This window comes from Chryseobacterium sp. JJR-5R (assembly GCF_034047335.1).
Lineage (GTDB): Bacteria > Bacteroidota > Bacteroidia > Flavobacteriales > Weeksellaceae > Chryseobacterium.
This window is the reverse complement of the sequence record NZ_CP139137.1, coordinates 46,396-73,075: the sequence shown is the minus strand read 5'-3', so window position 1 is coordinate 73,075 and position 26,680 is coordinate 46,396. Positions and strand designations below refer to the sequence as shown.

General features: G+C 38.9%; 24 protein-coding genes and 4 tRNA genes. 19 read left to right on the top strand and 9 right to left on the bottom strand.

Annotated elements, in window-relative coordinates:
• Window positions 1–138: 138 nt before the first annotated feature.
• The 3 genes from mutL to SD427_RS00345 all read right to left on the bottom strand — a co-directional run bounded on the left by mutL (window position 139) and on the right by SD427_RS00345 (window position 3,578).
• Window positions 139–1,923, bottom strand: a complete 1,785-nt coding sequence (gene mutL, locus SD427_RS00355; protein WP_320559354.1) for a DNA mismatch repair endonuclease MutL — start codon at window positions 1,921–1,923, stop codon at window positions 139–141.
• A gap of 284 nt (window positions 1,924–2,207) precedes the next feature.
• The gene (locus SD427_RS00350; RefSeq protein WP_320559353.1) at window positions 2,208–3,059 is read right to left on the bottom strand and encodes a YoaK family protein; all 852 of its coding nucleotides are present in this window, start codon (window positions 3,057–3,059) and stop codon (window positions 2,208–2,210) included.
• Between the two features lie 24 nt (window positions 3,060–3,083).
• Entirely contained in the window at window positions 3,084–3,578 is a 495-nt protein-coding gene (locus tag SD427_RS00345) for a hypothetical protein (protein WP_320559352.1), read from the bottom strand.
• A 236-nt stretch (window positions 3,579–3,814) separates the two neighbouring features.
• On the opposite strand from SD427_RS00345, the gene SD427_RS00340 reads away from it, so the two are divergent.
• From SD427_RS00340 to feoB, 3 genes are all read left to right on the top strand, one after another.
• A complete protein-coding gene (locus SD427_RS00340; protein ID WP_320559351.1) occupies window positions 3,815–4,747 on the top strand; it encodes a GLPGLI family protein in 933 nt (310 codons plus the stop codon).
• A gap of 184 nt (window positions 4,748–4,931) precedes the next feature.
• Window positions 4,932–5,138, top strand: a complete 207-nt coding sequence (locus tag SD427_RS00335; RefSeq protein ID WP_056219827.1) for a FeoA family protein — start codon at window positions 4,932–4,934, stop codon at window positions 5,136–5,138.
• Window positions 5,138–7,171: a ferrous iron transport protein B gene (gene feoB / locus SD427_RS00330; RefSeq protein ID WP_320559350.1), complete on the top strand. Its 2,034-nt coding sequence runs from the start codon at window positions 5,138–5,140 to the stop codon at window positions 7,169–7,171. The genes SD427_RS00335 and feoB overlap by 1 nt, the downstream gene beginning before the upstream one ends.
• Before the next feature lie 58 nt (window positions 7,172–7,229).
• On the opposite strand, the gene SD427_RS00325 is transcribed toward feoB, so the two are convergent.
• The gene (locus SD427_RS00325) at window positions 7,230–7,352 is read right to left on the bottom strand and encodes a hypothetical protein (protein WP_320559349.1); all 123 of its coding nucleotides are present in this window, start codon (window positions 7,350–7,352) and stop codon (window positions 7,230–7,232) included.
• Window positions 7,353–7,503: 151 nt separating this feature from the next.
• On the opposite strand from SD427_RS00325, the gene SD427_RS00320 reads away from it, so the two are divergent.
• The 4 genes from SD427_RS00320 (at window position 7,504) to SD427_RS00305 (ending at window position 11,072) form a co-directional block, all read left to right on the top strand.
• Window positions 7,504–7,692 (top strand): hypothetical protein, encoded by a 189-nt coding sequence (locus SD427_RS00320; protein WP_320559348.1) that lies wholly within the window; start codon window positions 7,504–7,506, stop codon window positions 7,690–7,692.
• Between the two features lie 304 nt (window positions 7,693–7,996).
• Complete coding sequence (locus tag SD427_RS00315) at window positions 7,997–8,176, top strand: hypothetical protein (RefSeq protein WP_320559347.1); 180 nt, start codon at window positions 7,997–7,999, stop codon at window positions 8,174–8,176.
• A 1-nt stretch (window position 8,177) separates the two neighbouring features.
• The gene (gene glmM / locus SD427_RS00310; RefSeq protein WP_320559346.1) at window positions 8,178–9,560 is read left to right on the top strand and encodes a phosphoglucosamine mutase; all 1,383 of its coding nucleotides are present in this window, start codon (window positions 8,178–8,180) and stop codon (window positions 9,558–9,560) included.
• 123 nt (window positions 9,561–9,683) lie between these two features.
• The gene (locus tag SD427_RS00305; protein WP_320559345.1) at window positions 9,684–11,072 is read left to right on the top strand and encodes a tetratricopeptide repeat protein; all 1,389 of its coding nucleotides are present in this window, start codon (window positions 9,684–9,686) and stop codon (window positions 11,070–11,072) included.
• 214 nt (window positions 11,073–11,286) lie between these two features.
• Here SD427_RS00305 and SD427_RS00300 read toward each other — a convergent pair whose 3' ends face one another.
• The 3 genes from SD427_RS00300 to SD427_RS00290 are packed head-to-tail and all read right to left on the bottom strand — an operon-like array spanning window position 11,287 to window position 13,257.
• A complete protein-coding gene (locus tag SD427_RS00300; RefSeq protein ID WP_320559344.1) occupies window positions 11,287–12,177 on the bottom strand; it encodes a DMT family transporter in 891 nt (296 codons plus the stop codon).
• Entirely contained in the window at window positions 12,164–12,817 is a 654-nt protein-coding gene (aat, locus tag SD427_RS00295) for a leucyl/phenylalanyl-tRNA--protein transferase (protein ID WP_320559343.1), read from the bottom strand. The genes SD427_RS00300 and aat overlap by 14 nt, the downstream gene beginning before the upstream one ends.
• A 56-nt stretch (window positions 12,818–12,873) precedes the next feature.
• The gene (locus SD427_RS00290; RefSeq protein WP_320559342.1) at window positions 12,874–13,257 is read right to left on the bottom strand and encodes a DUF3127 domain-containing protein; all 384 of its coding nucleotides are present in this window, start codon (window positions 13,255–13,257) and stop codon (window positions 12,874–12,876) included.
• Between the two features lie 180 nt (window positions 13,258–13,437).
• On the opposite strand from SD427_RS00290, the gene SD427_RS00285 reads away from it, so the two are divergent.
• The 4 genes from SD427_RS00285 to SD427_RS00270 all read left to right on the top strand — a co-directional run bounded on the left by SD427_RS00285 (window position 13,438) and on the right by SD427_RS00270 (window position 13,959).
• Window positions 13,438–13,519: transfer RNA gene (locus tag SD427_RS00285), tRNA-Leu, on the top strand.
• A 6-nt stretch (window positions 13,520–13,525) separates the two neighbouring features.
• Window positions 13,526–13,601 (top strand) — tRNA-Gly (locus SD427_RS00280).
• 6 nt (window positions 13,602–13,607) lie between these two features.
• Window positions 13,608–13,691, top strand: a tRNA-Leu gene (locus SD427_RS00275).
• Between the two features lie 186 nt (window positions 13,692–13,877).
• Window positions 13,878–13,959 (top strand) — tRNA-Leu (locus tag SD427_RS00270).
• Between the two features lie 292 nt (window positions 13,960–14,251).
• Here SD427_RS00270 and SD427_RS00265 read toward each other — a convergent pair.
• Window positions 14,252–16,087 carry a right-handed parallel beta-helix repeat-containing protein gene (locus SD427_RS00265; RefSeq protein ID WP_320559341.1) on the bottom strand — a complete coding sequence of 612 codons (1,836 nt, stop codon included), beginning with the start codon at window positions 16,085–16,087 and terminating at the stop codon, window positions 14,252–14,254.
• Window positions 16,088–16,718: 631 nt separating this feature from the next.
• Between SD427_RS00265 and SD427_RS00260 the strand changes: the two genes are divergently transcribed.
• From SD427_RS00260 to SD427_RS00225, 8 genes are all read left to right on the top strand, one after another.
• Window positions 16,719–17,567 (top strand): GLPGLI family protein, encoded by an 849-nt coding sequence (locus tag SD427_RS00260; RefSeq protein ID WP_320559340.1) that lies wholly within the window; start codon window positions 16,719–16,721, stop codon window positions 17,565–17,567.
• Between the two features lie 113 nt (window positions 17,568–17,680).
• The gene (locus SD427_RS00255; protein WP_320559339.1) at window positions 17,681–17,890 is read left to right on the top strand and encodes a hypothetical protein; all 210 of its coding nucleotides are present in this window, start codon (window positions 17,681–17,683) and stop codon (window positions 17,888–17,890) included.
• Between the two features lie 61 nt (window positions 17,891–17,951).
• On the top strand, window positions 17,952–18,503 hold the full coding sequence (locus SD427_RS00250) for a hypothetical protein (RefSeq protein ID WP_320559338.1): 552 nt from the start codon (window positions 17,952–17,954) through the stop codon (window positions 18,501–18,503).
• A 1-nt stretch (window position 18,504) separates the two neighbouring features.
• Window positions 18,505–19,392: an HTTM domain-containing protein gene (locus SD427_RS00245; protein WP_320559337.1), complete on the top strand. Its 888-nt coding sequence runs from the start codon at window positions 18,505–18,507 to the stop codon at window positions 19,390–19,392.
• Window positions 19,373–20,113 carry an ABC transporter ATP-binding protein gene (locus tag SD427_RS00240; RefSeq protein ID WP_320559336.1) on the top strand — a complete coding sequence of 247 codons (741 nt, stop codon included), beginning with the start codon at window positions 19,373–19,375 and terminating at the stop codon, window positions 20,111–20,113. The genes SD427_RS00245 and SD427_RS00240 overlap by 20 nt, the downstream gene beginning before the upstream one ends.
• 6 nt (window positions 20,114–20,119) lie before the next feature.
• Complete coding sequence (locus SD427_RS00235; protein WP_320559335.1) at window positions 20,120–21,493, top strand: hypothetical protein; 1,374 nt, start codon at window positions 20,120–20,122, stop codon at window positions 21,491–21,493.
• Between the two features lie 78 nt (window positions 21,494–21,571).
• Window positions 21,572–22,279, top strand: a complete 708-nt coding sequence (locus tag SD427_RS00230) for a response regulator transcription factor (RefSeq protein ID WP_320559334.1) — start codon at window positions 21,572–21,574, stop codon at window positions 22,277–22,279.
• A 3-nt stretch (window positions 22,280–22,282) separates the two neighbouring features.
• A complete protein-coding gene (locus tag SD427_RS00225; RefSeq protein ID WP_320559333.1) occupies window positions 22,283–23,698 on the top strand; it encodes a HAMP domain-containing sensor histidine kinase in 1,416 nt (471 codons plus the stop codon).
• A 60-nt stretch (window positions 23,699–23,758) separates the two neighbouring features.
• Here SD427_RS00225 and SD427_RS00220 read toward each other — a convergent pair whose 3' ends face one another.
• Window positions 23,759–26,458, bottom strand: coding sequence for a hypothetical protein (locus tag SD427_RS00220; RefSeq protein WP_320559332.1), 2,700 nt, complete (start codon window positions 26,456–26,458; stop codon window positions 23,759–23,761).
• Between the last annotated feature and the right edge of the window lie 222 nt (window positions 26,459–26,680).

Genomic DNA, 26,680 nt, shown 5'->3' with positions numbered 1-26,680 from the left:
ATTTAAAATTTGGAGAAAAAGGATAGAATCCTGATAGAATATTATATAGTACTGGAACAAGATTCGCAATTATATAAACAATAACATTGATGATAATTATATTTTTTGTAATCGGTGGTATACTGTTAAACATGTTTTCTAAAATTTATTCTTAAAATCATTAAAGGGCACTTCAAAGAAACATCTTTTTCCGTTCGGTAAAAATTCCGGGAAGCCCAGTGCCGTAAAATCTTTAATCAGCTGTTCCGCATCTTTCTTGTAGATAAAATCAAACCTGGATTTTGATTGCATTTTGTTCCATTGGCTGTGGTAAAAATGCAGGAATTCCTCTTCTGTCTTATATTCCAGGATTTCAAAAAGATCCTCAAGGAACTTCATCACCTGGGTTTCTTTCAACCCTTCCGGCACGGCGTCAATCCTCATGACATTTTCATGCGCAATGCTCGTCTCGAATCCTAACTCCGGAAGGTATTTTTTAATGGATTTGTATTTACTCTTCTCAATCTCATTCATATGATATTCCAGGGAGAATAACAGAGAATGACTGTTGGTTGTTCCTTTCCTCAATGGCTTAGCATGTTCGGAAACCACCAGCCTGTGCATTCTACCCATGTCCAGCATCAGGGTTCTGTCCCCTTTGTTGAAAAGCCAGTATCCATTGGGCAGCCTCATAAGATCCTCATCAAAATCCTCATCTTCAAACAGGTTGATCTTTGAAGGTTCGGCAGCAATATTTTGATGGTACATATTTGCCAGATTCTGAATTTCCGACTGTTTTATTCCCCTTTCTTCCAGAAACGGGTTATAATCTTTGTCTACAATAATTTCAGGCATCTTTACAAAACCGCCTCCGCCGTTGCTTTTGCTTGGAAAAGTCTTCTGCAGGATTTCCTCCAGCTGAGGATCTTTTTCAAAATCAAGGCTCGGTGCTACATTGTAAATTCCCAGGGACCTTTTGATGGTTGAGCGCAACAAGGCAAAAATCAGGTGCTCGTCTTCAAACTTTACTTCTGTTTTCTGCGGGTGGATATTCACGTCAATCTTTTCAGGATCCAGTTCCAGGAAAAGGAAGAACGTCGGGATATAACCCGGCAGCAGCAACCCTTCAAAAGCATCCTGCACGGCTTTATTGAAATAAGAGCTCTTAAAATACCTGCCGTTGACAAAAAGGAACTGTTCGCCTCTTGTTTTCTTGGCACCTTCCGGTTTGGCAACAAACCCATGGAGTTTGCACCACAGGATATCCTCTTTAATGGGAATCAGCTGCGGCTGAAGCTTTCTTCCGAAAATATCGACAATCCGCTGCATCTGGCTGCCTTTCCTTAATCTGAATACTGCTTCGTCATCATGGAACAGGGAAAATTCCAGGTTCTCGTGAGCTAAGGCCACACGCTGGAATTCGTCAATAACATGCCTGAATTCAATATTGTTGTTTTTAAGGAATTTTCTTCTGGCCGGGACGTTATAAAACAGGTTTTTAACTAAAAAATTAGATCCTTCAGCTGTCTGAACCGGATCCTGAAACTGAAAAACCCCGCCTTCTATGTAGATATTGGTCCCAATCGCAGCTTCTTTCCGCTTCGTTCTTAACTCCACCTGGGAAACAGCAGCAATAGAAGCCAGTGCTTCACCGCGGAACCCTTTCGTAGAAATTTTAAAGATATCTTCCGTGCCTCTGATTTTGGAAGTGGCATGCCTTTCAAATGCCATCCTTGCATCCGTTTCAGACATACCTGTACCGTCATCCACCACCTGGATCAGGTTTTTCCCCGCATCCCTGATGATCAGCTCAATTTTTGTAGAGTCTGCATCAATTGCATTTTCCAAAAGTTCTTTTACAATGGACGCCGGCCTCTGCACCACTTCCCCTGCTGCAATCTGGTTGGCTACATGATCCGGTAAAAGCTGAATAATATCTGACATAAAAACGTAAATCAACTTACAAAAATAGGCATTCAGAATAAGAATTGAAATAATAACCTTCTGAATTAAAATTTAATTATCAACATATCAACAACCTAGCCGCAAAAAAGCTTTATACAGAACATTAAGGTAAACCCGCGTTCATAAAAACACAATCCCCTGATTGCATTACACAGTCAGAGGATTGATTCACAGCTAGTTTACACAAATTAACATTGATATTTATATTTTTTATTTACTTTCTTTTTAAGAGCCAGAAATACGTAAAACTCAGATATTCACATTTAATCTTCAAATATAAGCGTCCGCTTCTTCTCCCGCCTTTCCTTAATCTCCGGTTTGACCTCCGGAATGCCGTGGATTTTGTCATACAGATATGCTATTGCATTCGGCTTTTTATAAATCTTGCTGTATCTGTACCGGGTTTTAAAATGCCTGATATGGATTTTATAGGCATCATATCCTATAACCACTAACAGACACAGACTGATGATATAGAAAACCCTGAACTCAAGATAGAAATACGTTAATCCAGAGAATACAGCTCCTATAACATAGGCCAGCATAATGCTCATCAGCAGCTTCGCTCTTGCCACCAGCTCACCGTTTTCCCTGAACTTCTTCTGGGTAAACATAGAGAACAGGATCCCCAGGTCGGTAGTAGTACCGGTAAGGTGGGTAGTTTTTACTGAAAAGTTGGAGATGCTTGCCGTTAAGCCGTTCTGAAGGCCTGTTGCGAACAGCATCAGGGAAACCAGGTATTCCGTTTCTTCCAGTGTTTTCCGGTAATAGAACTGTCCGTAAACCCCTACGAACAAAAGGCATATGATTTCCAGGACCAAGGGCATGGCATGGGCGAAATACTTGCTTCTTTTATTGAAAGTAATCACGATGAAATTGGACACAAACCCTCCGAAGAAAAACAGGAAGATCCACAACCCCACCACAGCTACCTGCGACCAGTTCCCTTTGCTGATCTCTGCCGCAAAAATGGCGTAATGACCGGTTACGTTAGACGTAAAAGAGAGAAATATCAACAGGGAAGCAATATTTATAGTCCCTGCTGTAAAAGCGGTCAGCGTCCCCAGTCTGATGTTGTCTCCCAACGTTCTGCTGTTACTATAATTCCTTAACATTTTTCATTTCTTTTTCGTTCCACATTAGGCTTCTGCAAAGATCTCTGCCAGCCTTCCTTTTTCCGGAAGACCTTTCTGAGGCGCTACAGCAATTTCATAAGACTCAAGGTCTTTGCATTTTTTAATATAAGGGATCAGGTCAAATTTTCCTTTTCCTTTACTTTTAATCGAGGGAGAATAGTATGCTTCACTGATCTCTTCCACTTTAACATAGTTGTTAAACGTACGCTGGAAGCTTCCCGTAAAAATATCACAGACGATTTTACTGATCAGCTGCGGGTATTTATTTTTAATAATCCCGTATGCATCGCCAAACTCCTTCGGCATCAGTTTATTAAAGATTGTACTTTTTGTATTGAACAGAAGATCCCTGATAGAATCTCCGGTGTCATATCCTGAAACCAAAAGAATATTGTATTGATTTTCATCTTCCGAGGCATGCTTCTCTTTCATTACTTTCTTTAAAATATTTAAAGACTCAAGAGAAAAATCTGTGGCTATTAAAATCGTTTTGGTCATATCATCAAGATTTGGGTTCTACATTATCTTTTTCGATGATACGAAATTAGGATGTTAAGATTAAAAAGACTTTGGAACGAAATTAAAATGTGATTAATGAGATTAAAATGAGATTAGAATTTATTAAAGCCGGATGTGTCTGAAAAGATCCTGATCAGGATAAGTAAAAAAAATCAGAAAAATAATGTAACAAAAGTATGAGACTGCTAACTAATTATTCAAACATCAGAAAAACAATGAAAAACCTATTTTCAATATTCTTCATCGCTCTTTTTGCTTTTGCAGGTGCACAGGACAAAGATTCCAAAGAAACAGCCAACCGTTTTTTCTATGAGCTGACCTTTAAGCCCAAGAAAGACTCTGCCAAACTCGAAAAAGTAATGGCTGTACTTGATATTGTTAAAGACAGATCCGTATACCGGGATTATACAGCTGTCGGGCAGGATTCAATTATCAAGGTACAGGTTGAGGCCATGCAAAAGGCAGGTACCTTTAAAGATCTTTCGAAATCCATTAAAATGCCTAAGTTTTCAGAAAAAATTGTAAAGCATTATCCGGATATGAAATTACAGTACATCGAAAGAATAGCAAGCGGATTTACCCCGATGAACATCGGATATAATGAAACCGTTAAATTCGACTGGAAGATTTCAAATGAAAAAGCAAAAATAGGAACTTACAATGCGCAGAAAGCTACCGCTGAGTTCGGAGGGCGAAAATGGACGGCATGGTTCAGTACAGACCTTCCATTTCAGGATGGCCCATACAAATTCTCAGGACTTCCGGGACTGATTGTAAAAATTGAAGATGAAGGTAAAAATTATTCATGGATTCTTCAGGGAAACAGGAAAATACCAAACTGGGATGAACTGACATATGCCGAGAAAGTTTCTAATGTAGGCTTAAAAGTAACTGAAATGCCAAGAGAGAAATTTGAGAAAACATTCAATGATTTCAAAAAAGACCCTTTTGCAACCATAAGACCGATGATGAACAACGAAATGATGTCGAAAACAATCCCTGGAATGGATGGAACAATCGGTGACATGATGAAAAAACAGGAAAAAATGTACAAAGATTTCTTTAACTTAAATGATAACCCGATTGAACCGCCTTATGAAAAACTGAAAGTGGGAACCGTGGAAAAGGTAGGAAAAGAAAAAGACTAAAACAGACACATTCATATTTAACTATATTTCGAATCAACCCAAATGCAGTATTGCATTTGGGTTGATTTCTTTTATACACGCCTGTTATTTAGATTAAATTTAAATAGCGTATATTTGCATATACAAAATTTTGGCTTTGAAAGAGAACGGTTTACATAAGTTGAGCGGATTTCCCAAAAACAGAATGGGGAAAATTCTGGGGTATGATAATGACAGCCTTGCCATGCCGAATAAGATCATTGAAATGGGACTTCTTCCGGAAACGTCATTCAGGATTTTATACCAGGCACCTTTCAGCGGACCGATGTATGTAGAGTTCGGAAATGAAAAAAGCCGTATTGCTCTCCGCGAAGAAGAGGGCGATTTTATTATCGTTGAAGAATTGAATTAATGCAGGAAATTCAGAGAAAACAGGTTCTTTTAGTCGGGAATCCCAATGTAGGGAAGTCAACGGTTTTCAATGCGCTTTGCAACAAGAAGCAGAAAACCGGAAACTACGCCGGGGTTACCGTAGCCAGCCATTCGGGCTATTACACCTATAAAGATGAGGAGGTTGAGGTTGTAGATTTACCCGGATCATACAGTATATATCCGAGTTCTGAAGATGAAGCTATCTTTTCTAAATTTGTAATGGACCATCAGCAGGATTATGCAGGGGTTATCTATATCCTTGAAGCCTTAAGCTTAAAAAGGGGACTTTTGCTATTCCAGCAGATCCAGGATCTGGGCGTTCCGATGATCCTGGTCGTAAACCAGGTTGATCAGGCAGAGAAAAGAGGTATTACCATTGATGTTGAGAAGTTTTCGGAAGCTTTGGGAATAAAAATTATCCGTACCAATGCCAAAGAGCAGATCGGAATCAATGATATCAAAGAAGCTGTTTTACACAATACTTTTGTGAAAGCTGGCAAACAGACTTTTGAAACCCCGAATGAACATAAAGATTTTATTCATAAAGTAGCTGCGCATCAAGGCATTGACAATGAATATAAAGCTTGGCTGAGTTTATCTTTGGGAACAGACCTGGGAAGAATCAGCTCTGTTGTGGAGCAGCTGAATGAGCCGGATTCAAAAAGCCTGGTCCCGAAAAGGCTGCAGGTTCAGGAAACGGTAAGAAGGTATCAGCATGCCGATACCGTTTTAGCAGACGTTATTTCTAAAAAGCCTCAGTTCAAAGAGCTGCTGACCGAAAAATTAGACCGGGTATTGGTTCATAAGTTCTGGGGATATGTGGTCTTCATGATGATTTTGTTAATCATTTTCCAGAGTGTTTTTTTTCTGGCAGAATACCCGATGAACTGGATCGACACGCTTTTTGCATGGCTGTCTGCTTTTACAGGCGAGCACCTGCCGGAAGGACCCATTAATTCTCTGATATCCAAGGGAATTGTTCCGGGAATAGGAGGAATTGTCATCTTTGCGCCCCAGATCGGGATATTATTATACTTCCTGTATCTGCTGGAAGATTCCGGGTATATGGCGAGAGTGGTGTTTTTAATGGACCGGATTCTCCGGCCTTTCGGATTAAACGGCAAAAGCATCGTACCGCTGGTTTCAGGAACAGCCTGTGCCATCCCGGCCGTGATATCAACCCGGAATATTGAAAATTTAAAAGAACGTTTGCTGACTATATTGGTAACTCCTTTTATGACGTGCTCTGCAAGGCTTCCGGTATACAGTATTATCATCGGGCTTATTATTTCAGACGATACCTTTTTAGGAATAAAATACAAGGCTTTGGTACTGATGGGAATGTACCTGCTGGGATTCGTCGTAGCATTGCTTTCTGCGGCCGTCCTTAATAAATTCATCAAAAATAAAGGCAAAACCTATCTGGTGATGGACCTGCCGACCTACAAAACGCCGCTTTTTACCTACGATCTGAAGATGGTATTGGGAAAAGTCTGGGACTTTATTACCGGAGCCGGGAAAATCATTTTTATTGTCAGCATCATTATCTGGTTCCTGAGTTATTTCGGCCCGAAACAGAGTCCGGACGAATGGGTAGCTACCGATGTTGAGCTTGACCATTCTTATCTGGCAAAAATGGGCAGAGGGATAGAACCTGTGATTTCCCCTCTCGGTTACGACTGGAAAATGGGAGTGGGAATCCTGACCAGTTTTGTGGCGCGGGAAGTTTTTGTAGGGACAATGTCTACCTTATACAGCCTGGAAGATGATGCCCCGGAAGTAAAGGTAATTGATAAAATGAGACGCGATGTAAAACCGGACGGTGAAAAAGTCTTCAGTTTTGCAACAGGTGTTTCCGTCCTCTTGTTTTACGCATTTGCAATGCAGTGTATTTCCACACTTGCAGTAGTCTACAGAGAAACCAAAAGCTGGAAATGGACCGCTTTTCAGGTAGCGATGATGACCGGTTTGGCCTACTTTGTGTCGATGTTAGCATACCAGATATTAAAATAATGGATTCTTCACTGATTTTACAATATATACTTGTCCTTTTTATTGTTGCATTTGCTTGTTATGCCTTGTTTAAGGTATTCAGGAAGAATTTTGCACCGAAGAAATTCAGTTCCAAGAGAACAAACTGCGACAAAGACTGCGGATGTTCATAAAAATGACATCCCTGTGGAAAACTAAACATTTCTGAGATTCATTTTTTACTTATTTTTGTGGGATAAAACACAATTACAGTGAAAAAGGAATTAATACAACTGCTTTTTCTGAAATTCGAAAATGCATCATACATATATAATGATATTGAATTCTGGAGTGCGTGAGATTTGCAGGGAATTTTGAATTATACAAAGTGGGATAACTTTTTAAAGGTTATTGAAAAAGCTAAAAAAGCTTGTGAAAATGTAGGTGAAGATGTGCAGAACCATTTTGCCGACATCGGGAAAATGGTGTTATTGGGAAGCGGATCAGAGAGAGAAATTCCGGATATAGCTTTAACTCGTTATGGTTGTTATCTTATTGCTTAAAACGGAGATTCATCAAAATCAGAAATAGCTTTTGCACAGACTTATTTTGCTGTCCAGACGAGAAAGCAGGAAATTATTGAAAAAAGACTTTTAGATGTTGCAAGGGTAACTGCGAGAGACAAACTCTCGAAAACAGAGAAAAGACTTTCAGGGATTATCTATGAAAGAGGAGTTGACGAAAAAAGTTTTTCAGTAATCCGTTCGAAAGGCGACCAGGCCTCTTGCAGACTTTCTTCCTACTTTAACAATTAAAGCTAAAGATTTTGCAACCGAATTAACCGGCCATAATGTTGTTGAAAAAGATTTGAATAGCTACATACAAATTGCCAATGAACATATTGAAAATAATTTGGCAGTAAGAAAAATGCCTGGAGAACGAGGAATAAAACCTGAACATCTTCCTGCATTGGAAGATGTTAAAAAAGTCCAGCGCCAATTGGAAAATGATGAAAAGAAAATTTTAAAACAAACTAAGAAAAAATAGGATGTCACTAATAAAAAGTATTTCAGGAATCCGGGGAACCATCGGCGGTGCCGTAAATGATAACCTTACGCCGCTGGACGTGGTGAAATTTGCTTCGGCATTCGGGACCTGGCTTCAGAACAATAAAAATAAAAAAGACCTTACCCTCGTTATAGGGAGGGACGCCAGAATCTCGGGACAGATGGTTTCTTCTCTGGTAACCGCAACCCTGCAGGGCCTTGGGATCCATGTGGTTGACCTGGGACTTTCCACCACACCAACGGTTGAGATCATGGTGCCTGAACTGAATGCAGATGGCGGTATTATCCTTACAGCTTCACATAACCCAAAACAATGGAATGCCCTGAAACTGTTAAACGAAAAAGGGGAATTCATTACCGGAGAAAACGGGGCAGAAGTTCTTGCCCTGGCCGAAAGTGAAGATTTTAGCTATGCCGAAGTTGATGATCTGGGGACGTATGTAACCAGAGATGATGCGTTTGACATTCATATTCAGCAGATCCTTGCGCTGCCGATGGTAGATGCAGAAGCCATTAAAGCTAAAAAGTTCAAAGTGGTTCTGGATGCTGTCAACTCTACGGGAGGCATTGCCATTCCGATGCTGCTGGATACATTAGGCTGTGAAACCGTAAAATTATACTGTGAACCCAACGGGCAGTTCCCGCATAACCCTGAACCGCTGAAGGAACATCTGGGAGATATCTGTGAGCTGGTAAAGAAAGAAAATGCAGATCTTGGTGTAGTGGTAGATCCGGATGTTGACCGGCTGGCACTGATTGATGAAAAAGGTGAAATGTTCGGGGAAGAATACACCCTGGTTGCCGTTGCAGATTATTTGTTGAAGCATAAAAACGGTGTGGCAGTTTCCAACCTTTCCTCCAGCCGGGCCCTGAGAGACGTAGCACACACCCGTCATTCCGAGTATTTTGCAAGTGCCGTGGGAGAAGTGAATGTGGTAACCTTAATGAAAGAAAAAAATGCAGTGATCGGCGGAGAAGGAAACGGAGGGATTATCTATCCTGACCTGCATTACGGAAGAGATTCTCTGGTAGGAATTGCTTTATTTCTAACGCATCTGGCAAAGGAAGACAAAACGGTTTCCGTACTGAGAGCAGGGTACCCAAGCTATTTCATGGGCAAAAAGAAAATTGAACTGACTCCGGAGATTAATGTGGATGACCTTTTAACCAAAATGGAAAAAGCATATCAAAATGAAGAGGTTTCTACAGCAGACGGCGTAAAAATAGATTTTGAAAATAATTGGGTTCACCTTAGAAAGTCTAATACAGAACCGATTATCAGAATCTATACAGAGGCTAAATCCCAGGAGGAAGCCGACCAGTTAGGAGATGAAATGATAGCTAAAATCAATAGCCTGATTTAATAAATATTAACATCCCTGTTACCGTTTTAATCATATTTATTATTAAATTTAGTACTAAGATTTTCAGAACCGAGTATTTGTATATCTCATATCTCAAGTCTTTAATCTTAAAACTGTTTTATATTGGAAGAATATTTTGGAAATGAACTTGTAAAAAAGTTCGAGGAAATGATGGAAAATAATGATGAATTCTACTTTGATACAGAAGAGTTAGAAGACATTATTGTTTACTATCTGGAGCTGGGAGACTTTAATTATGCCGATACGGCAGTGAATTACGGACTAAAGCTTCATCCCAATTCTTTAGATATCAAGATCAAAAAACTTGAAATCCTTTTGGAATGGGAAGATTATAATACGGCGAAAGAGCTGATCAGCGAGCTGAAAGGTTCTTCTATGGAAAACACAGACTTTCTGGTTTGCTATGCAAAGTATTATTCGAATTTAGGAAACCCAAGAAAAGCGATAGATATCTGTAAAAAAGCACTGGAACTGAAAGAAGAAGAGAACTTCCTCCATAATTTTATTGCAGATGAATATGTAAATCTCGGAGATCCTTTTAACGCTCTTAAACATTACCGCAAAGCCCTTTCGGAAGATCCTACCGATGATTATTCGCTGGAAAACTGCATGGTCTGTTTTTCGGATCTGAATAAGAATGACGAGGCCATTGCCTTTCTTAATGAATACCTGGATGAATACGCTTATTCCGAAATTGCCTGGTTTGAGTACGGGCAGTTCTATTTCAACAGAAAAAATTATGAAGAAGCCATAAAAGGGTATGATTACCTGTTGGCTATCAATTCAAGCTCCGTTGGGGTGTATGCGAATAAAGCAGCCTGCTACGAAGCATTGGGACAGTATAAGAAAGCTATCGAAGTCTATGAGGAAATGCTGGAGCTGGAATATACCAAAGCGTTTACATTTTATAAAATCGGGCTTTGTTATAAAGCATTAAAACAGCCTATCATAGCACTGAATGCGTTCCAGAAATCATTAAGGGAAGACCCTCAGTTTTACCTTGCCATGATGGAACAGTCTTACCTGTACGAAGAAATGGGCGGCATGACGGAAGCTTTGCATTTTGCCAAAGAAGCAACCCACCTGAATGAAGGCAATCTGGATTACCAGAAAAGACTGGCCTTTTTATTTATTGATTCCGGGAAGTTTGAAGAAAGCCTTTCCTGCCTGAAAAAGCTGGTGGAAGCTGAGCCTACAAGGTTTTACAACTGGTATGCCTATTCTGAAGTACTGATGCTTTTAGGCGAGTATGAAGAAGCGATTATTTTATTGAATAAAGCGGTAAAAGCCCATCACAGGGCAGAACTGTTTTACCAGCTTAGCAACTGTTACCTCAACCTTAAAGATCAGGAAAAAGGCAAAGAATCATTGCTTAAAGCCCTGGAACTTGATCCTTCCCTTGTATCTGATATGCAGAAGAAATACCCTTTTATCAGGGATGAGGTGAAAAAAGTGAAGGCAAAGGCGAAAAAGAAGAACTCAGAAGGATAAGATAATAAGAGGCCTGAAGTAGAAACTACATTCAGGCCGATCTTACATTGTCTTTGGTGAATAATAAAACAATCCTGCAGGCTGCAGGATTGTTTTTGTTTATATTCATATATTTTCTGCTGATATACATTCAAATTCTTGTTTTACGACTGTGTATGGAAAAAACTGGTCATTATCAAATTTAGCAGTTAAATCGGTCGTGTCCATTAAATTATTATCTGGCTTTTATAACCGATTTAGCCCTCAGAAAGACCAGTCCGGCAATAATAACCACAGTTCCTGCAAACTGCACCACAGACAGCTTTTCACCATCCAGGGTACCCCAGGCAATGGCAACAACCGGCATCAGCAAAGTAACGGTTGAGGCAAAAAGAGGCGAAGAGACTTTCAGGAGCCTGTAGTTCATCATCATGGCCAGTCCGGTCCCGAAAACAGATAACAGGCTTACAAACATCAGTCCGAGCATCGTATCCCGGTTAAAGCTGAACGTAGAAAAGAATCCGGTACACGTTAAAGCAAAGAATGAAGGCAAAAACAGGACAAAGGCAAATACAAAAGCCGATAAAACCGTGGAAGAAACCTCCATTAATTTCGATTTTACGGTTGTTGTACTGATGGCATAACATAAAGTAGCAGTTAACAATAAAAGGATCGGGATCAGCTTAAAGGATCCACCTTCACCATCACCTCCGAAAGCCAGCAGGCAAACTCCGGCAAAACTGATCAGGGTACCCAGAACCTGCTGTTTTGTGGTTTCAAATTTCCAGATCAGAGCACCGACGACAATTACGAAAATCGGCATCATGGAATTAATGATTCCGGCAATGCTGCTGCTTACTTCGGTTTCTGCAATCGGAAACAGGAACATCGGGATAAAATTTCCTGTAAATGCTGCCAGCAGCAGCCATTTCAGATGCCTTTTAGGAAATAGCTTATATTTTGAAACAGCGACCGGCATTAATATGATACCGGCAATCAGAACCCTTAAAGCTCCGACCTGATAAGGGTTGAAATGTTCCAGTGATTTTTTGATCAGAATAAATGATGATCCCCAGATCAGGCTCAGGACAATCAAAAGAACCCATTTTTCTTTATCCGCGTTCATTGTTCCGGTATAAAATGTTCAGAAACTCCCTTTTGGGAATCATTTTTGCGCCAAGGCTTTCCAGATGATCGGTGTGCGACTGGCAGTCGATAAGCTCCAGCTCATTTTTATGTGTTTCCACAAAATGGATAAACCCTGCTTTTGAGGCATTGCTTACTTTGGCAAACATGCTTTCGCCGCAGAACATATTCCCGATCTGCAGGCCGTAAAACCCGCCTACCAATTCATCATTCTGCCAGACCTCGATACTTTTTGCCAATCCGTACCTGTGAAGCTGAATAAAGGATTCCAGCAGCTCGTCTGAAAGCCACGTTCCCTCCTGCCCTTTCCGGCTGATTTCCTGACAGTTTTTAATGACTTCCGTAAAATTCCGGTTTTCCGAAAATGTAAAATCACTGCGGTTAAGGATTTTCCGCATCGATTTTGAAACCTTCAATTCTGCAGGAACCAGGACAAATCTCGGGTCAGGGCACCACCAGAGAATTTCTTCCCCGGGATTGTACCAGGGGAAGATACCCAATTGATAAGCAAACCAGATCCGCTCTACCGACAGGTCTCCGCCGAAAGCAATAATACCTTCATGACCGTCATAAAGTTCAGGATCAGGAAATGAAATCTCTTTGTTATCCAGCCTAACCATTTTCAGGAAAAAAAATCCCACTTAAAAAGCAGGATTTATATGTAAGTGTTGTTTAATTAAAAAGGCAGATCATCGTCATCGTCACCTGCGAAAGGGTTTTCGTTGGATGCAGATGCAGAAGATGCAGACTGGGAAGGTGCTGCCTGGGTAGGCTCAGAAGCATTGTCGGAAACCTTTTCCACTCTCCACCCGGTAATTGAGTTGAAGTATTTTGTTTCGCCCTGAGGAGAAACCCATTCTCTCCCTCTGATGTTGATTCCTATTTTTACGTTCTCGCCTTCTTTCAGATTATCCAATAAACTGATCTTATCAGATAAAAATTCTATGTTTATCGGCTGCGGATACTGCTCCTGCGTAAGGATAACCATTTCTCTTTTTTGGAAACCGCTCGCAAATGTCTGAGCATCAAAAAGTTTCTTTACCGTTCCTTGTAATTCCATATCATATTAATTAACGGTGTAAAAGTAATAAAATGAAACGTAATACAAAGGGTCGGAAATAAAAAATATAACTTTTTTAATTTTTTTTACTGAAAAGTTTGGAAGTAAAGGAAAATGTCCTATATTTGCACTCACAAAAACGAAGCAAGCTCTTTAAAATACGACTTCAAAAAAAACAACGCGGATGTGGTGTAATTGGTAGCCACGCCAGACTTAGGATCTGGTGCCGAGAGGCGTGGGGGTTCGAGTCCCTTCATCCGCACTGTATGCGAAAATAGCTCAGCTGGTAGAGCACAACCTTGCCAAGGTTGGGGTCGCGGGTTCGAGTCCCGTTTTTCGCTCCACTCCATGCCCTGGTGGTGGAACTGGTAGACACGCAGGACTTAAAATCCTGTGTCCGTAAGGACGTACGGGTTCAAGTCCCGTCTGGGGTACTTAAAAACCTCCGTAATCAGATTACGGAGGTTTTTTGTTTTCGGTCTGATCATTATTTACATATGCATTACCGGAAATAACGTGTATTAAACAATATTTTTTTATTTCTCTCTATGAAATTATCCGGAAATATTTTATATTTGTACTTAATAAAGCAAGCAGGTTCTTACAAAATAATCTAAACTGCGGATGTGGTGTAATTGGTAGCCACGCCAGAATCAGGATCTGGTGCCGCAAGGCATGGGGGTTCGAGTCCCTTCATCCGCACAATTTGCGAGACAGTTCAGCCAGATCAACCAACCTCTTTTAAAGTTGGCCGCTATCCGGGCTCTGTTTTTCGCTCCGTAATATAGCTGGTATTGTACCAACAGACAGCAAGGACTTGAAATTTGTGTACAAAGACCTGTAGATTCAGGTTATGTCCAGTGCACTTAAAAAACCTCTGTAATTAATTTGATTACAGAGGTTTTTGTTTTTTAGCAGACACGTCCCTGATAAATAAAAAAGTATGCTGAAAATGCATTCAACATACTCTAATATCATCTGATTACAGGATATTTTACTCCTTTATAATTTTCTGAGATACCTTGTTCCCGTTTTTATCTTTTCCGGTAATGATGTATAAGCCTTTTTGCAGTTGAGAAAGATCAGCATCCTTTTTGGTGGCCGGAATGTTTAATGCCCTGCCTTCCATAGAGTACACCTGTATATTAGTCAATTCTTCCGAAAAATAAAGGATTTCTTTTGCAGGATTGGGGAATATCCTTAATGTACTTTCAGTTCCGGTTTCTGATAGGTCAAGCGTTGTGAAAACAACTTCATAAGCACCCATATTAGGAATTCCGGTACGGGGCGCACCGGTACAATCAAAATCCGGTGTACCGGAAGAAGTTCCTGCGCTGCGGCAAATGCTGCTGTTCTGCAGTGCCAGGCCATCATCTGCCGTAAGAGGAATACCATCTGCTCTGAGAGGGCTGGCAGGATTTCCGAAATCTGGATTTTGTGCAAATATATTTCCCTGAGGATTCGAACCTAAAGAATTGAAGCTTGCTGTGGTGTAGGAAGCATTCGGAAGCTGTAAAAGATTGTTTGAGAAGCTTACTGCAGTTGAATTGCTGAGGTTAAAATAATCAGCACCTGCCACGCTTGCTGAAGTTCCTTTTTTATTATCCCAAAAGATGTTGTTCTTTAAAATGCTGTTTCCGTTACTGGTGTATATTCCGCCACCATTAACGCTGGCAGAATTGCTATATAATGTATTGTTATTGAGAATATGCGTTCCTGCACCTAAAAAAAAACCGCCGCCGCCAGTATATGATGAATTCTTGTAGACAATTGTATTTGTAAATGTATTATTACCGGCAGAATATACCGCTCCTCCTGCAGAATATGCATTGTTTTCATATAATACATTGTTCAAGAAGATATTCGTTCCGTAATTTAGGAAAATGCCTCCCGCAATGCCGCTGGTTGATTTGTTTTTATAGATGATATTCCCCGTAAATGTACTGCTTCCGCTGGTGACCATAACACCCCCTGCCCGGGAAGCCGTATTATTATATATTTTATTGTTACTGACCGTAATGTTGCTGTAATAAGTTATAATAGCGCCACCGTCAACTAAAGCACTGCTGTTATAGATTACATTTCCGGAAAACACCGATGTATCATGATCTGTATGAATTCCGGAACCGTAATTTGCGGTATTGTTATACATCAAATTGTTAGAAACGGTATTGTATCCGTATTGAAGGTATACTGCCCCGCCGCTGCCGCCGTAAATATCATAAAATTTACTGTTTGTAATCGTACTTCTACCATATCCTGAGTAAACGCCGCCGCCACAGGCTCTATAGATAAAATGGTTGTTAATCATCATTCCTCCTGAATAGTTATCGGCATTTCCTTTAACAAATGTAAATCCGTCTATTACAGTACCAATGTTTCCATCTGCGGAAACAATGATATGATAAGAATTATCAGACATGTCTCCCGGAATGCCAATATCACCGCTTAAAATGGTTTCATTAACAGTAATATTCCGTTGACTGAATAAAGTTTCTGTCCCTGTAAACCCACCATAGATTTTTACTCCGTCTTTTACAAAAAATGTATAATCTCTGTCGTTTAAAACCGTCAAGCTTCCATTATTGGAAGGCGTTGCTCCCGGAGGAATGGAATTCGGTTTGTAAGTTCCTGCCGTAACCCAGATTTCGTCTCCGGCAACGCTTTCATTAATTACAGCCTGAATGGTGTTTCCTGCAGTTGACCATGATGTATAAGGTGCAGCTCCGGATGTATTGTTAAGATTGACATATCTCGTAGCTGCCTGTACCATATGTATGGATGCAACAGATATTATGAATGCAAGGGACAGTGCATAGAAGTTTCTCATAAATTTAAAGGATATTAATTTGTTTTTCAACTGATTTTTTCGGGAGCAAAGGTAGTCTTTTTACTCTAAACAACTCGAATTAAGCTATTTATATTCTCTGAGGATTCAGTTTTAATGTAAAGTTATTGGGCTTTTGACTATCATTTCAGGCTATTGGACTTTAATTTATGTATGGGATTTAGTGCAGGTTAATAATCATTTCAAAGAACTGCTGGCACCAGCTTCTCTTTATAAAATATTCAGATTGCCGTTTTCGAACTTTTTAGTATAATCACAAGATCATTTTTGATTTAATTTCACCAGAATAAGAATTAAATTTTGCACATTTAAAATCACTTTTGATTGATTAATATTGGTGCATAAAATAAATAAAACAATTTTTACGCTGAAATTTTTCACAATTATTTGATATTAAAAATTAACTTTTATTTATATAATACACGTTTTACGCTCTAAAACAACGATATTTTATTTCAGATTCATTCCATTAAATCACGTATAAATGAACTATAAACTCAGATAAATTAATAATTTTAAAAAATAATTGAAAAAAAAGAGATTTATCTCTTGCGTATGTGAATATTATCATATAGCTTAGCTGAATCAAGGAAAAATTAATTACTCACTTAAAATGAAGAAGAACTTTTCAATAATTTTAATCATTCTTTACATATTCAGCAATGCACAGGCGCGCAGATTCTTTTATGAATTTTCTTATAAACCCAGTAAAGATTCTTCTCATGCAGAGAAAGAAATGACTATTTTGGATGTAACCAAACAAAAATCAATTTACAGGGATTATTTGTCCGTGTCGCAGGATTCGATGATTGAAAGCAATATTGAGAAAATGAAAGCTACAGGGGTACAGATTGATCTTGCAAAATTACTCAAGACCCCTAAGTTTATGTACAAGGTTCAAAAAAGTTATCCTTCTTATGAAACCAGCTATACCGATTTAATACTAAGTGATTTTATAACGTACCCTGAAACCGGAAAGATAAACTGGAAAATTTCTGATGAAAAAGGGGTAAGCACGTTTGAAAAATATAAGATTCAGAAGGCAACAGCAACAGCATGGGGAAGAAACTGGACCGCCTGGTTTACTCCGGATATCCCCATTCAGGACGGACCTTACAAATTTTACGGATTACCCGGCTTAATTGTAAAAATCGAAGATCAGGACCAGAACTTTTCGTGGCAGCTGGCAGGTATTAAAAACCTGGAAAAATATAATGAACTAAGCCTGAACGAAAGATTAAAGAACAAGCAGGCTCTTGTAGTAAATAAAAACAAGTTTACACAAATGTTTGCTGAATTTAAAACAAGCCCGCTTGCCCAGATTAGGAGTAAATATACTTCGGAACAACTGAACCAGGCAGATGAGGGCGGTAAAACCCTGGGACAAAAACTAAGAGATCAGGAAGAAACCATTAAAAAAATGATTGGAGCCAATAATCAATCCATAGAATTGGTCCAATAAAAGATATAAAAGCGCTTTTATGAGAGATTTTGATATTTTGTACCTCTAAAAACAAAACATAAGGGGCTACCCGAAAAAACAAACTAGAAAAATAACCATTAAAAATTATTAAAATGAAAAAGCATTTAGTAGCAGCAGCATTAATCGTTGCATTCTCAGCAGGTACCTTCACTTTAGCAAGTGCTAACCCACAAAACATCTCTTCTGAAAAAGTTTCAGTACAGGCAGTTTCAACCGCAACGGCAAAAGTACCGGTAAAAGAAAAAGAATGGACATTCGTTTCTTCTGAATATGTTTATACAGGAACAACTACTACCAAGTAATTATTTCAGAATTATTCAATCTACGAGGCTAATAGTGTATTAGCCTCTTTTTTATAAACCCATGAAAACATTAAAATTATCTTTAACAGCATTGCTGCTTTTTCATGTCCTCTCTTCATCTATAATAAATATTCAGATCATTAAAACATGGAAAAATTCTACTTATTCTTCTTTAAATACATATGGTAAAAAAATTATAGATAACCTGGAGTATTTTAATGTTCCGGATATTGTACAGACAGGCATGAGAAACTATTCCTATTATACCGGTATCGAAAGGGGATATGAATATTATTCTCCCAATGCAGCAAACAGACAGACTGAAATTATTTTTAAAAACAATGCGGCTCCTGTAAATCTGCCTGGAAAAACATTCGAATCAGCGTTTAAAATACGCAGTATATTCACCATATTAGGAGGGCAGCTTGAAAATGACGATTTCCGGAACAGGGTTATACAGTCTATGTCTGTACGGTTATTTACACTTCATCCCGATATCAGTCATATGGAAATTTCTATTATGAAGAAACACTTTCCTTCTCTGGAACAGATACAGCAGGGAGAGCCCATCAGGATACAGGAAAATACGGTTTATACTATTGATAAAAATTGATATGAAAGCAGTTTTAAATTCCGTAAATGTATTTTTTTTCGGTTATGAAAGAAATATAGAAAAGAAAAATATATTTATTATCGCTATCTCCACCTTTGGGCTGCTGAATATCCTTTTGATTTTGCCTGATCTTTATAATGTATACAGTAAACAAGGGATCATAAATTCCGGTATTAACGATTTTCTTATAAGAAAAGACCAGTTCAGGCTGACATTCATAACGGATGCTGTTGAAAAAATCGGATTACCGTATGAATACGCCCTGGCAATGATCATCGCACTTTACATCTGCTCGTTTTTATTCATCCTGATGAATTATTACAGGCTGGTGTCTGCAATAATCGTTCTTATTATACATAATGCGCTGGTGGCAAGCAGTTACTCATTTTCATACGGAGCTGATTATATGATCAGTTTTTCACTTTTTATCAATATGATCTTGTGTATCAATTCAAAATACAGCCAAGTGATTTATTCTTTTGCCATTAGGCTGCTGCAGCTGCAGCTCTGTATTATATATTTCTTTTCAGGGCTTGGGAAAGCGATGGGAAACAACTGGTACACTGGGGATGCAATCTGGTATCTGGTATCCACCTATACCCATATTAATATTGTAACAGCCTTTGTTGCCACAACAATCCCTGTATTGTTCAAAATCATTTCGCTCAGTGTCGTAATTATTGAGCTTTTTTATCCTGTCCTTGTTTATAATAAAATAACAAAAAATGCAGCTTTACTGTATATCATCATCACGCACATAATCATTATCCTTATTATTAACCTCTATACATTCGGAGCCATAATGATTATCCTTAATGTAATAGCCTTTCAACCAAAAATAATAACAGAATTAAAATATTTTAAAAGAAATGAGTATATCACTGAATAATATCAATTATACAATTAATAACAAAACCATACTGCAAAATATAAACTTATCTCTGAATAAGGGTATATACGGTATTTTAGGACTAAACGGTGCAGGAAAAACAACCTTACTGAATGTGATATCCACTCTTACAAAACCACAAAAAGGAAGCTTGGCTTATCATAACACAGATATTGTAAAGAATCCTTTGCTGCTCAGAAAAGATCTGAGTTATATGCCTCAGAATTTCGGTCTTATTTCGGATCTGACCGTAACTCAGAACCTGATGTATTTCGGAATGCTGAAAGGGGTCAGTTCAAAAACCCTAAAGGAAAATATTCCGAATGTTTTAGCTTTTTTTAATATTCAGCATACGAAAGATACAAATGTGAAAAACCTTTCCGGCGGCACCCAGCAAAGGGTTGCGTTATCATTAGCCTTGGTTAATGATCCTAAAGTTTTAATTCTTGATGAGCCTACAAGTGCCCTGGATCCTATGGAAAGAATAAATTTTTACGAACTGATCAAAAAAATATCAGATCATTCCATTGTAATTGTTTCTTCTCACAATATTTATGAAATAGAAAAATACGTTGACCATATCATTGTCTTACGAAACGGGCAGATCAGTTTTTCCGATACTGTAGATCAAATGATTCCCAAGGCTGTTTCGGGGCTTGGAAATTCTGTTCCGGAAAGCATACTGAATCTCGAAAAAGCATTTGAATATTTCGCGAAATAATTTTTTATGAAAGCATTACCATTGATATCCTTATACAACCTCAGATTATTTTTTAAACACTCTTATTTTAAATATATTTTAGTCATTATCCTGATTTCAGGGTTCTTTATTATCCCGAATTCTACATCGGACTATGTCACCTTTACCGTCGGAAATTATACTGGGAAATTAAATCTGGTATGGATCAGTAATTTAACCCCTGTATATATTAATGCAATCTTTGCTTTACTGACAATTTTTATCAGTCAGAATCTGAAAAGAAGAGAAATTATCAACCATACTTACGTCAATTTCAGATTATCCGTGAAATCAAACTTTCAGTTGCTTATGTATAAGGTGGTTTCTTTGTTTTTTTATCTTACCATACTGGCTTTTATTCTTGAAATTATAATCCTTGTGATCAACTATCAAAGCTATAATTTTATATTATATCTGATTCCTTTTCTGTATTTTACGGTTCCGTATTTATTTTTTCTGTCATCGGTCTGCGTATTGATCGACTATCTGGTAGACCTGAAGTTTCTGAAATATATTTTGTATTTCGGCCTCATCATTTTTATTTATAACACCGGCATAAGGCACCTGTTAGACATTACCGGGATTCAGGAACTGATGGATAATTTTTCCCATGTCAATGCAAAAAATAAAGACTCTTTTATTTTGGGAAAGATAAAATACGAAGATGTACAGTATGTGAATTTTGAAAAGTTTATCAGCCCTAAAAACTGGCTGGATAAAATCTGCATATTTCCAATATCGCTGGTCATTGTATTCATAGCTTCTGTTTTATTTAAAAGATATGCCGTTATCAGAAAAACAGAACAAAACCAGCCCATTTCACAAAAAGAAATACATACCGCTGATACAAAAACAAAAACATACCAACCTGCAGCTTCTATTGCATCCTTCAATTTTATCTCTTTGTTGAAAGCCGAATTTTTTCTGTTAAGCAATTCGATCAGCAGGAATCTGAAGTTAACAGCGCTGGTTATATGGATGCTTGCATTTTTCGCACATGGAGAAATAAAAATACTGCTTATTGCAGCTGCATTTATAACGCTGCTTCCTCTTAACCAGAATTATCTTGCAGGGAAATATGCAAATAATACATTCTACGCTGAAAAGATTTCCGGATATCCGTCAGCCCTATTTATCCTGACAAAATTTTTGCTTTTTCTGGTTTATGTTGTGCTTGTCATTCCTGTACTTGATTATACTTCTTTAGACGTAAGTATATTCATTCTGTGTAAACTTTTATTTCTGTTTTTATTTCAGTTGGCTTACACCACGTATGTAAAAGATTACCTTCTGGTAGAAATTATTATGATCATTATTTTTTCAAGCTACTTTTCCGGGGTTCCGGTGTATCAGATTTTTTAAGTAATTTAATTGATATAAATATAAAAGGGTTAGAGTCTTTCTAATCCTTTTTTTATTTTTGTACAATTCCTTATTCCAATGAAAAAAATTATCCTCATCGAAGACGAAACCAGCGTGGTCTCCTTTATCAAGAAAGGGCTGCAGGAAAACGGCTATGAAGTTTCTGTAGCCTTTGACGGGAAAACAGGCGTGCAGCTGGTACAGTCGAATGATTTTGATCTGGTGATCCTGGATATCATGATGCCTGAAATGAACGGACTGGATGCCTGCAAGGAAATCAGGAAAACCAATCTGCATGTCCCGATCCTGTTCCTGACGGCATTGGGTACCTCCGAAAATATTGTACTGGGACTGGAAAGTGGCGGCGATGATTACCTGGTAAAGCCTTTCAAGTTTATTGAACTGGTAGCGCGTGTGAAATCTTTGCTAAGAAGAAGCAATAACGGAAGCATACCCGAAATTACGGAGTCCGAAACCGATCAGGGACATTTACATCAGTTTTCAGACCTGATCCTGAATGATTATACCAAAAAAGTAACCCGGGCAGGGGAAGAAATACCGCTGACTTCAACAGAATATAAACTGTTGCTGTATTTTCTGAATAACCCGGAAAAGGTGATTTCCAGGGCGGAAATCCTGGATGCCGTCTGGGGTGTGAATTATGACCTGGGAACCAATGTAGTGGATGTCTATGTCAACTATCTGAGGAAAAAACTGGATCATCAGGAAGATGAAAAACTGATCCATACGGTGATCGGTATGGGATATGTAATGAAAAAACCGTAACGGATGTTCAACAGAGTTATCACCAACCAGACCAAGACGATGATACTTCTGATGCTGGTCTTTACTGCCATCATCCTGCTGTTCAGCGGACTGGTCTATTTTTCGATTGTCAACTTTTCTCACCAGCGGTTTTATGAACTGCTTAAAATCCGGACAACCACCATTATCCAGATCGAAAAAAGCAAAGACGATCTCGATATTCCGGAAAATTATATCCTGAACGGCCTGAATGACGAAGAGCTGCCAATGGAACGCGACTATGTTTTTGCCGTTCCTGCTGATACCAATTTTAAGAAGATTTCACAGGAAATCCATATTCCGGATTCCTTTTTCAAAAGCATTGTGAGAAAAGGGGAATCTAATTATAATGACAAGGAGTTCTATTATATCGGCCAGACCTTCCGGCATGACGACAAGAAGTATATTGCCATTGCCTCTGCCAAAAACCATTATGTTGTTTATTACCTCGGCTTCCTGAAGCGTACATTGATTACCTGTATCGTTCTTTCGCTGTTCTTCAGTATGATTTTTTCTTTTTATTTATCCAAAACATTATTCAGGCCCATTTTAAAAATTACAGGTAAGGTAAAAGATATAAGCTCCGAAAATCTCCACCTGAGGCTCGAACCCCAACCCGATAACAAGGAGCTGAATGAACTGATTGAAACCTTTAACGGGATGTTGAACCGTATTGAAACGTCTTTTGAAACCCAGAATCACCTGATCGGCAATGTTTCCCATGAACTGAGAACCCCTCTGACCTCTATTATGGGTGAAGCGGATGTTGCGCTTTCCATTCCCAGGACCAATGATGAGTACAAGGAAACCCTGAGTATTATCCTGGATGAAGCGGAGAAACTGGACAGGAAAATAAAGGCATTGCTGATGATTGCCCAGACCGGTTTCGACGGGAAGATCCAGAAAATGGACAAAGTAAGAATTGACCAGCTGCTGTGGGACGTTATTGAAACCCTGAGGAAAATTGATGCAAGGAACAATATTTTCCTGGACACCAGCATGCTTCCCGACAACCCGAAGAAGCTGAAAGTTCAGGGGAATGAGCAGCTGCTGCATCTGGCCGTAGCCAATATCATCCAGAACGGCTGTAAATACTCTGATTTTGCACAGGTAAAAGTCTCGCTGGGCGCAACGGATACGGATGTTTACCTTATCGTAAAAGACAATGGCATCGGTATTCCGGGAGAGGAGATGAAAAAGATTTATGATCCGTTTTTCAGGGCTTCGAATACCCATAACTATGAGGGATACGGTATCGGGCTTCCGCTGGCCAGGAATATCGTAAGAATGCATCAGGGGGAACTTATTGTAAGCTCAAATGAAAACCAGGGCACAACGGTACAGCTCAGGTTCCCGAATTATTACCATATGACACAGCAGCAGGACATCAAAGAAAGCTGATGCACTAACACTACTGTCGGAAATGAAAAACCAACCTCAGTGAGGCTGGTTTTGTTTATATTATTTGAAATTGAATTTTACCGTAAACATAACCTGGCTCGGGCGGAGCTGAATTCTGGTATAAGAAATATTACTTGTGTTGATTTCATAATTTTCAAATACTTTTTTATTAGCAATATTCATCCATTTAACCTCAAAATCAATTTTCTTTTTAGCCCAGGTGAACTGATAAGACAGATCATAGAAACCATTATTGTATTTCTGTCCGGTTGCACTTGTATTGACCTGATCCCAGCTAAATCCTACGGTATGATTTTCTATCGGGTAGAAGAAAAGCCCTAAATTATGGTTAAATCCTTTCCTTGCTGCATTGGAAATTACCTGTCCTGTACTGGTCTGTTTAGTTTTTGACAGACTGGCATTATAATCTATGCTCATCCAGCTGAAATAGGTATTATTGAATTTAAAACCTACAGACTGGCTGTTATTTTTGTTGGTAAAAGAAGCATCATCTAAAAAAGCATCAGATTTAGAAGTATTGTTGCTGTAATTTACGGAAGCATTGGTTTTAAACTTCGGAAAATATTTTCCTACTTCCGCACTGTAGCTGTTATTTAATATATGGTTATCCTGTTCTATATACTGCATTACAGTAAACCCTGCAGTATTAATTGTAGGATTGGAAATAAGATTCCTCTTTGCATCCGAAAACCTGTAATTGATATTGAAAAATAAATTATTCAGTGGGTTTCTGTACTCTAACCTTGTTCCGGCAGACTTGTTATTATTCTGGGGAATAGGATTGTTAAAATCCATTGCATTTAGTCCCGTAGGTGAGGTCATCAGAAGTCCTGAATACGCTGTATTGATCTCACCGAAATTATTATTGACATTGGCATTTACCGAGGCTTTCCAGAATGAAGCAAATGTATACTGTGCAAAAACACTCGGTTCAAAAGTCACTTTATTTACTGCTTTTGAAACATTCCTTAACGGATCCTCCGCTTTGATATTATTGGAATTTACCGGAAAGTTGGCATACAGCATCCAGGCATCATTTTTATAATTTACCCCTACACTTCCGTAAGGCGTAGCTGTTGTATACTTCAGGTCATTATAATAAGCCTGTCCGTATCCGAAGTACGTTCCTTCCTGCAGGTTAGATAGAACCGTATTTAACTCTGTTGATTTAAAATTGAATCCGACCTCCGGAGTAAACGTCCATCCCTTGGTTGAAAATCCGATATTGGCAGAATGGTTGGCTTCAAAGGTTTTAAGCCTTAAATTCTGTCTCACCGTTTCTGCATAGGCGCCGGGATTGAATCCCGGGATGGTAATATAGGATGCAGGAGAAACATCCAGGGTCTGCCGGTCGGTCTGGTAACTTATAAAAGACAGTACATTTACCATTTTCTCTTTCCACGGAAGAATGGTGCTTAATGAGTTCTGGAATGATGTAGTAGGAGATTCAATCGCTTCTTCCCCGTGTGTTGTGGAGTTTACCACGCTGTTGACGGTCCTGTCCACAATTCCGCGGTCCGCATTCCAATACTGGGAAAAACTCGTGGTATTTTTAAAGAATCCTTTCTTTGCATTTTTTGTAAAAATCAATTCTCCTTTTGCCTTATCCGTATAAAAATTATTAAATATGTTCTGTATTACTGTTGATTGAGGTCTTTTAGGGCTGGCAAAATATTCGGTTTCGCTGTAAGATTCCCTTTCCACGGCATTATTGGTATAATTGGCATTGGCTTTAAGTTCCCATTCCTTTTTCTTGTCAATGTTGGTCAGGTAGTTGGCAGACAGGTAATGTACGCTGTTCATCAGGTATCTTCTTACCGGAAGGTTAGGTGTACTTGCATTTTCTACATTTAACCAGTCGTTCTGTGAAGCATTGATCCTTCTTCCTTCAAAACGGTTTCCGAATGCCAGGATATTCCCCTCGTTTTCTACCTGGTCTCCCACATTGTTGGTTTTGTAATTCACTACCCACTGGCTCTTCTGCCCGAAGAACATCGGTGTCAGCTTGATATTCCAGAGCAGAGGGCTGGCTCCTACTCCTACTTCTCCCCTGCCGGTCATGGTTACGGAGTTTTTCAGTTTGATATTGATGGCTGCCTGATCTGAAGGCACTTTATTCTGAAGTATTTTTACGGGCTGGTGGTTTTCCAGTACCTCAACTTTCTGTACGGCATCCTTCGGAAGCGAGTTGTTGATAGTTCCGTATCCGCCTTCCATTAAATCTTTTCCGTTGACATAAAATTTATTGATGGCATTTCCCTGGTAGAGAATTGTTCCGTCGGTATTCACTTCAATTCCCGGGATTTTTCTCATCACATCAGCCAGTGTCCTGTCGCTTTTGCTGTCAAAAGCTTTAAGGTCGTATGCAATGGTATCCCCTCTTGCCGTGATCATTTTTGTTTTCAGCTGTACTTCCTTGATTTCCGTAGCTTCACTTTCCATCTTAAAGCTCAGGGTCTGGTCGCTGTTATTGATCTGTCTGGTCAAAGGCCTTTGGTTGAATGCTTTCACTTTCAGGTCAACATTAGGTTCTGCGGAAGTGAAGGTTACTTTGTATTCCCCTTTCGAGTTGGTAATTCCGTATGCAAGGATCGCGTCTTTGCCCGGTTCCTCTATCGTTACGCTGGCGCTTGGGATCGCCACACCGTCTTCATCCGTGATTTTCCCAGAAACGCTCTTCTGTGCAAACGAAAGGACAGAGAGAAAAACCATCAGGAATAAGGAAATTTTCATTTTCATAATGTATTATTTGATTAATTAGTTAGAGGTTACTGCTTTTTGTTACACCTTTAAAGATGCTATTTTAAAGGAAAAGTTAAAGCCCGTTTTTTATCACTACAAACATAGTGATGTTTTTGTTATATTTCCTTTTATTTTATTTATAATTCTTTCAGAAAGGTGCACTCGCATGACAAATTATTATATCCTTTTTCTCATAAGCCTTGTAATTATTTAGGCCCT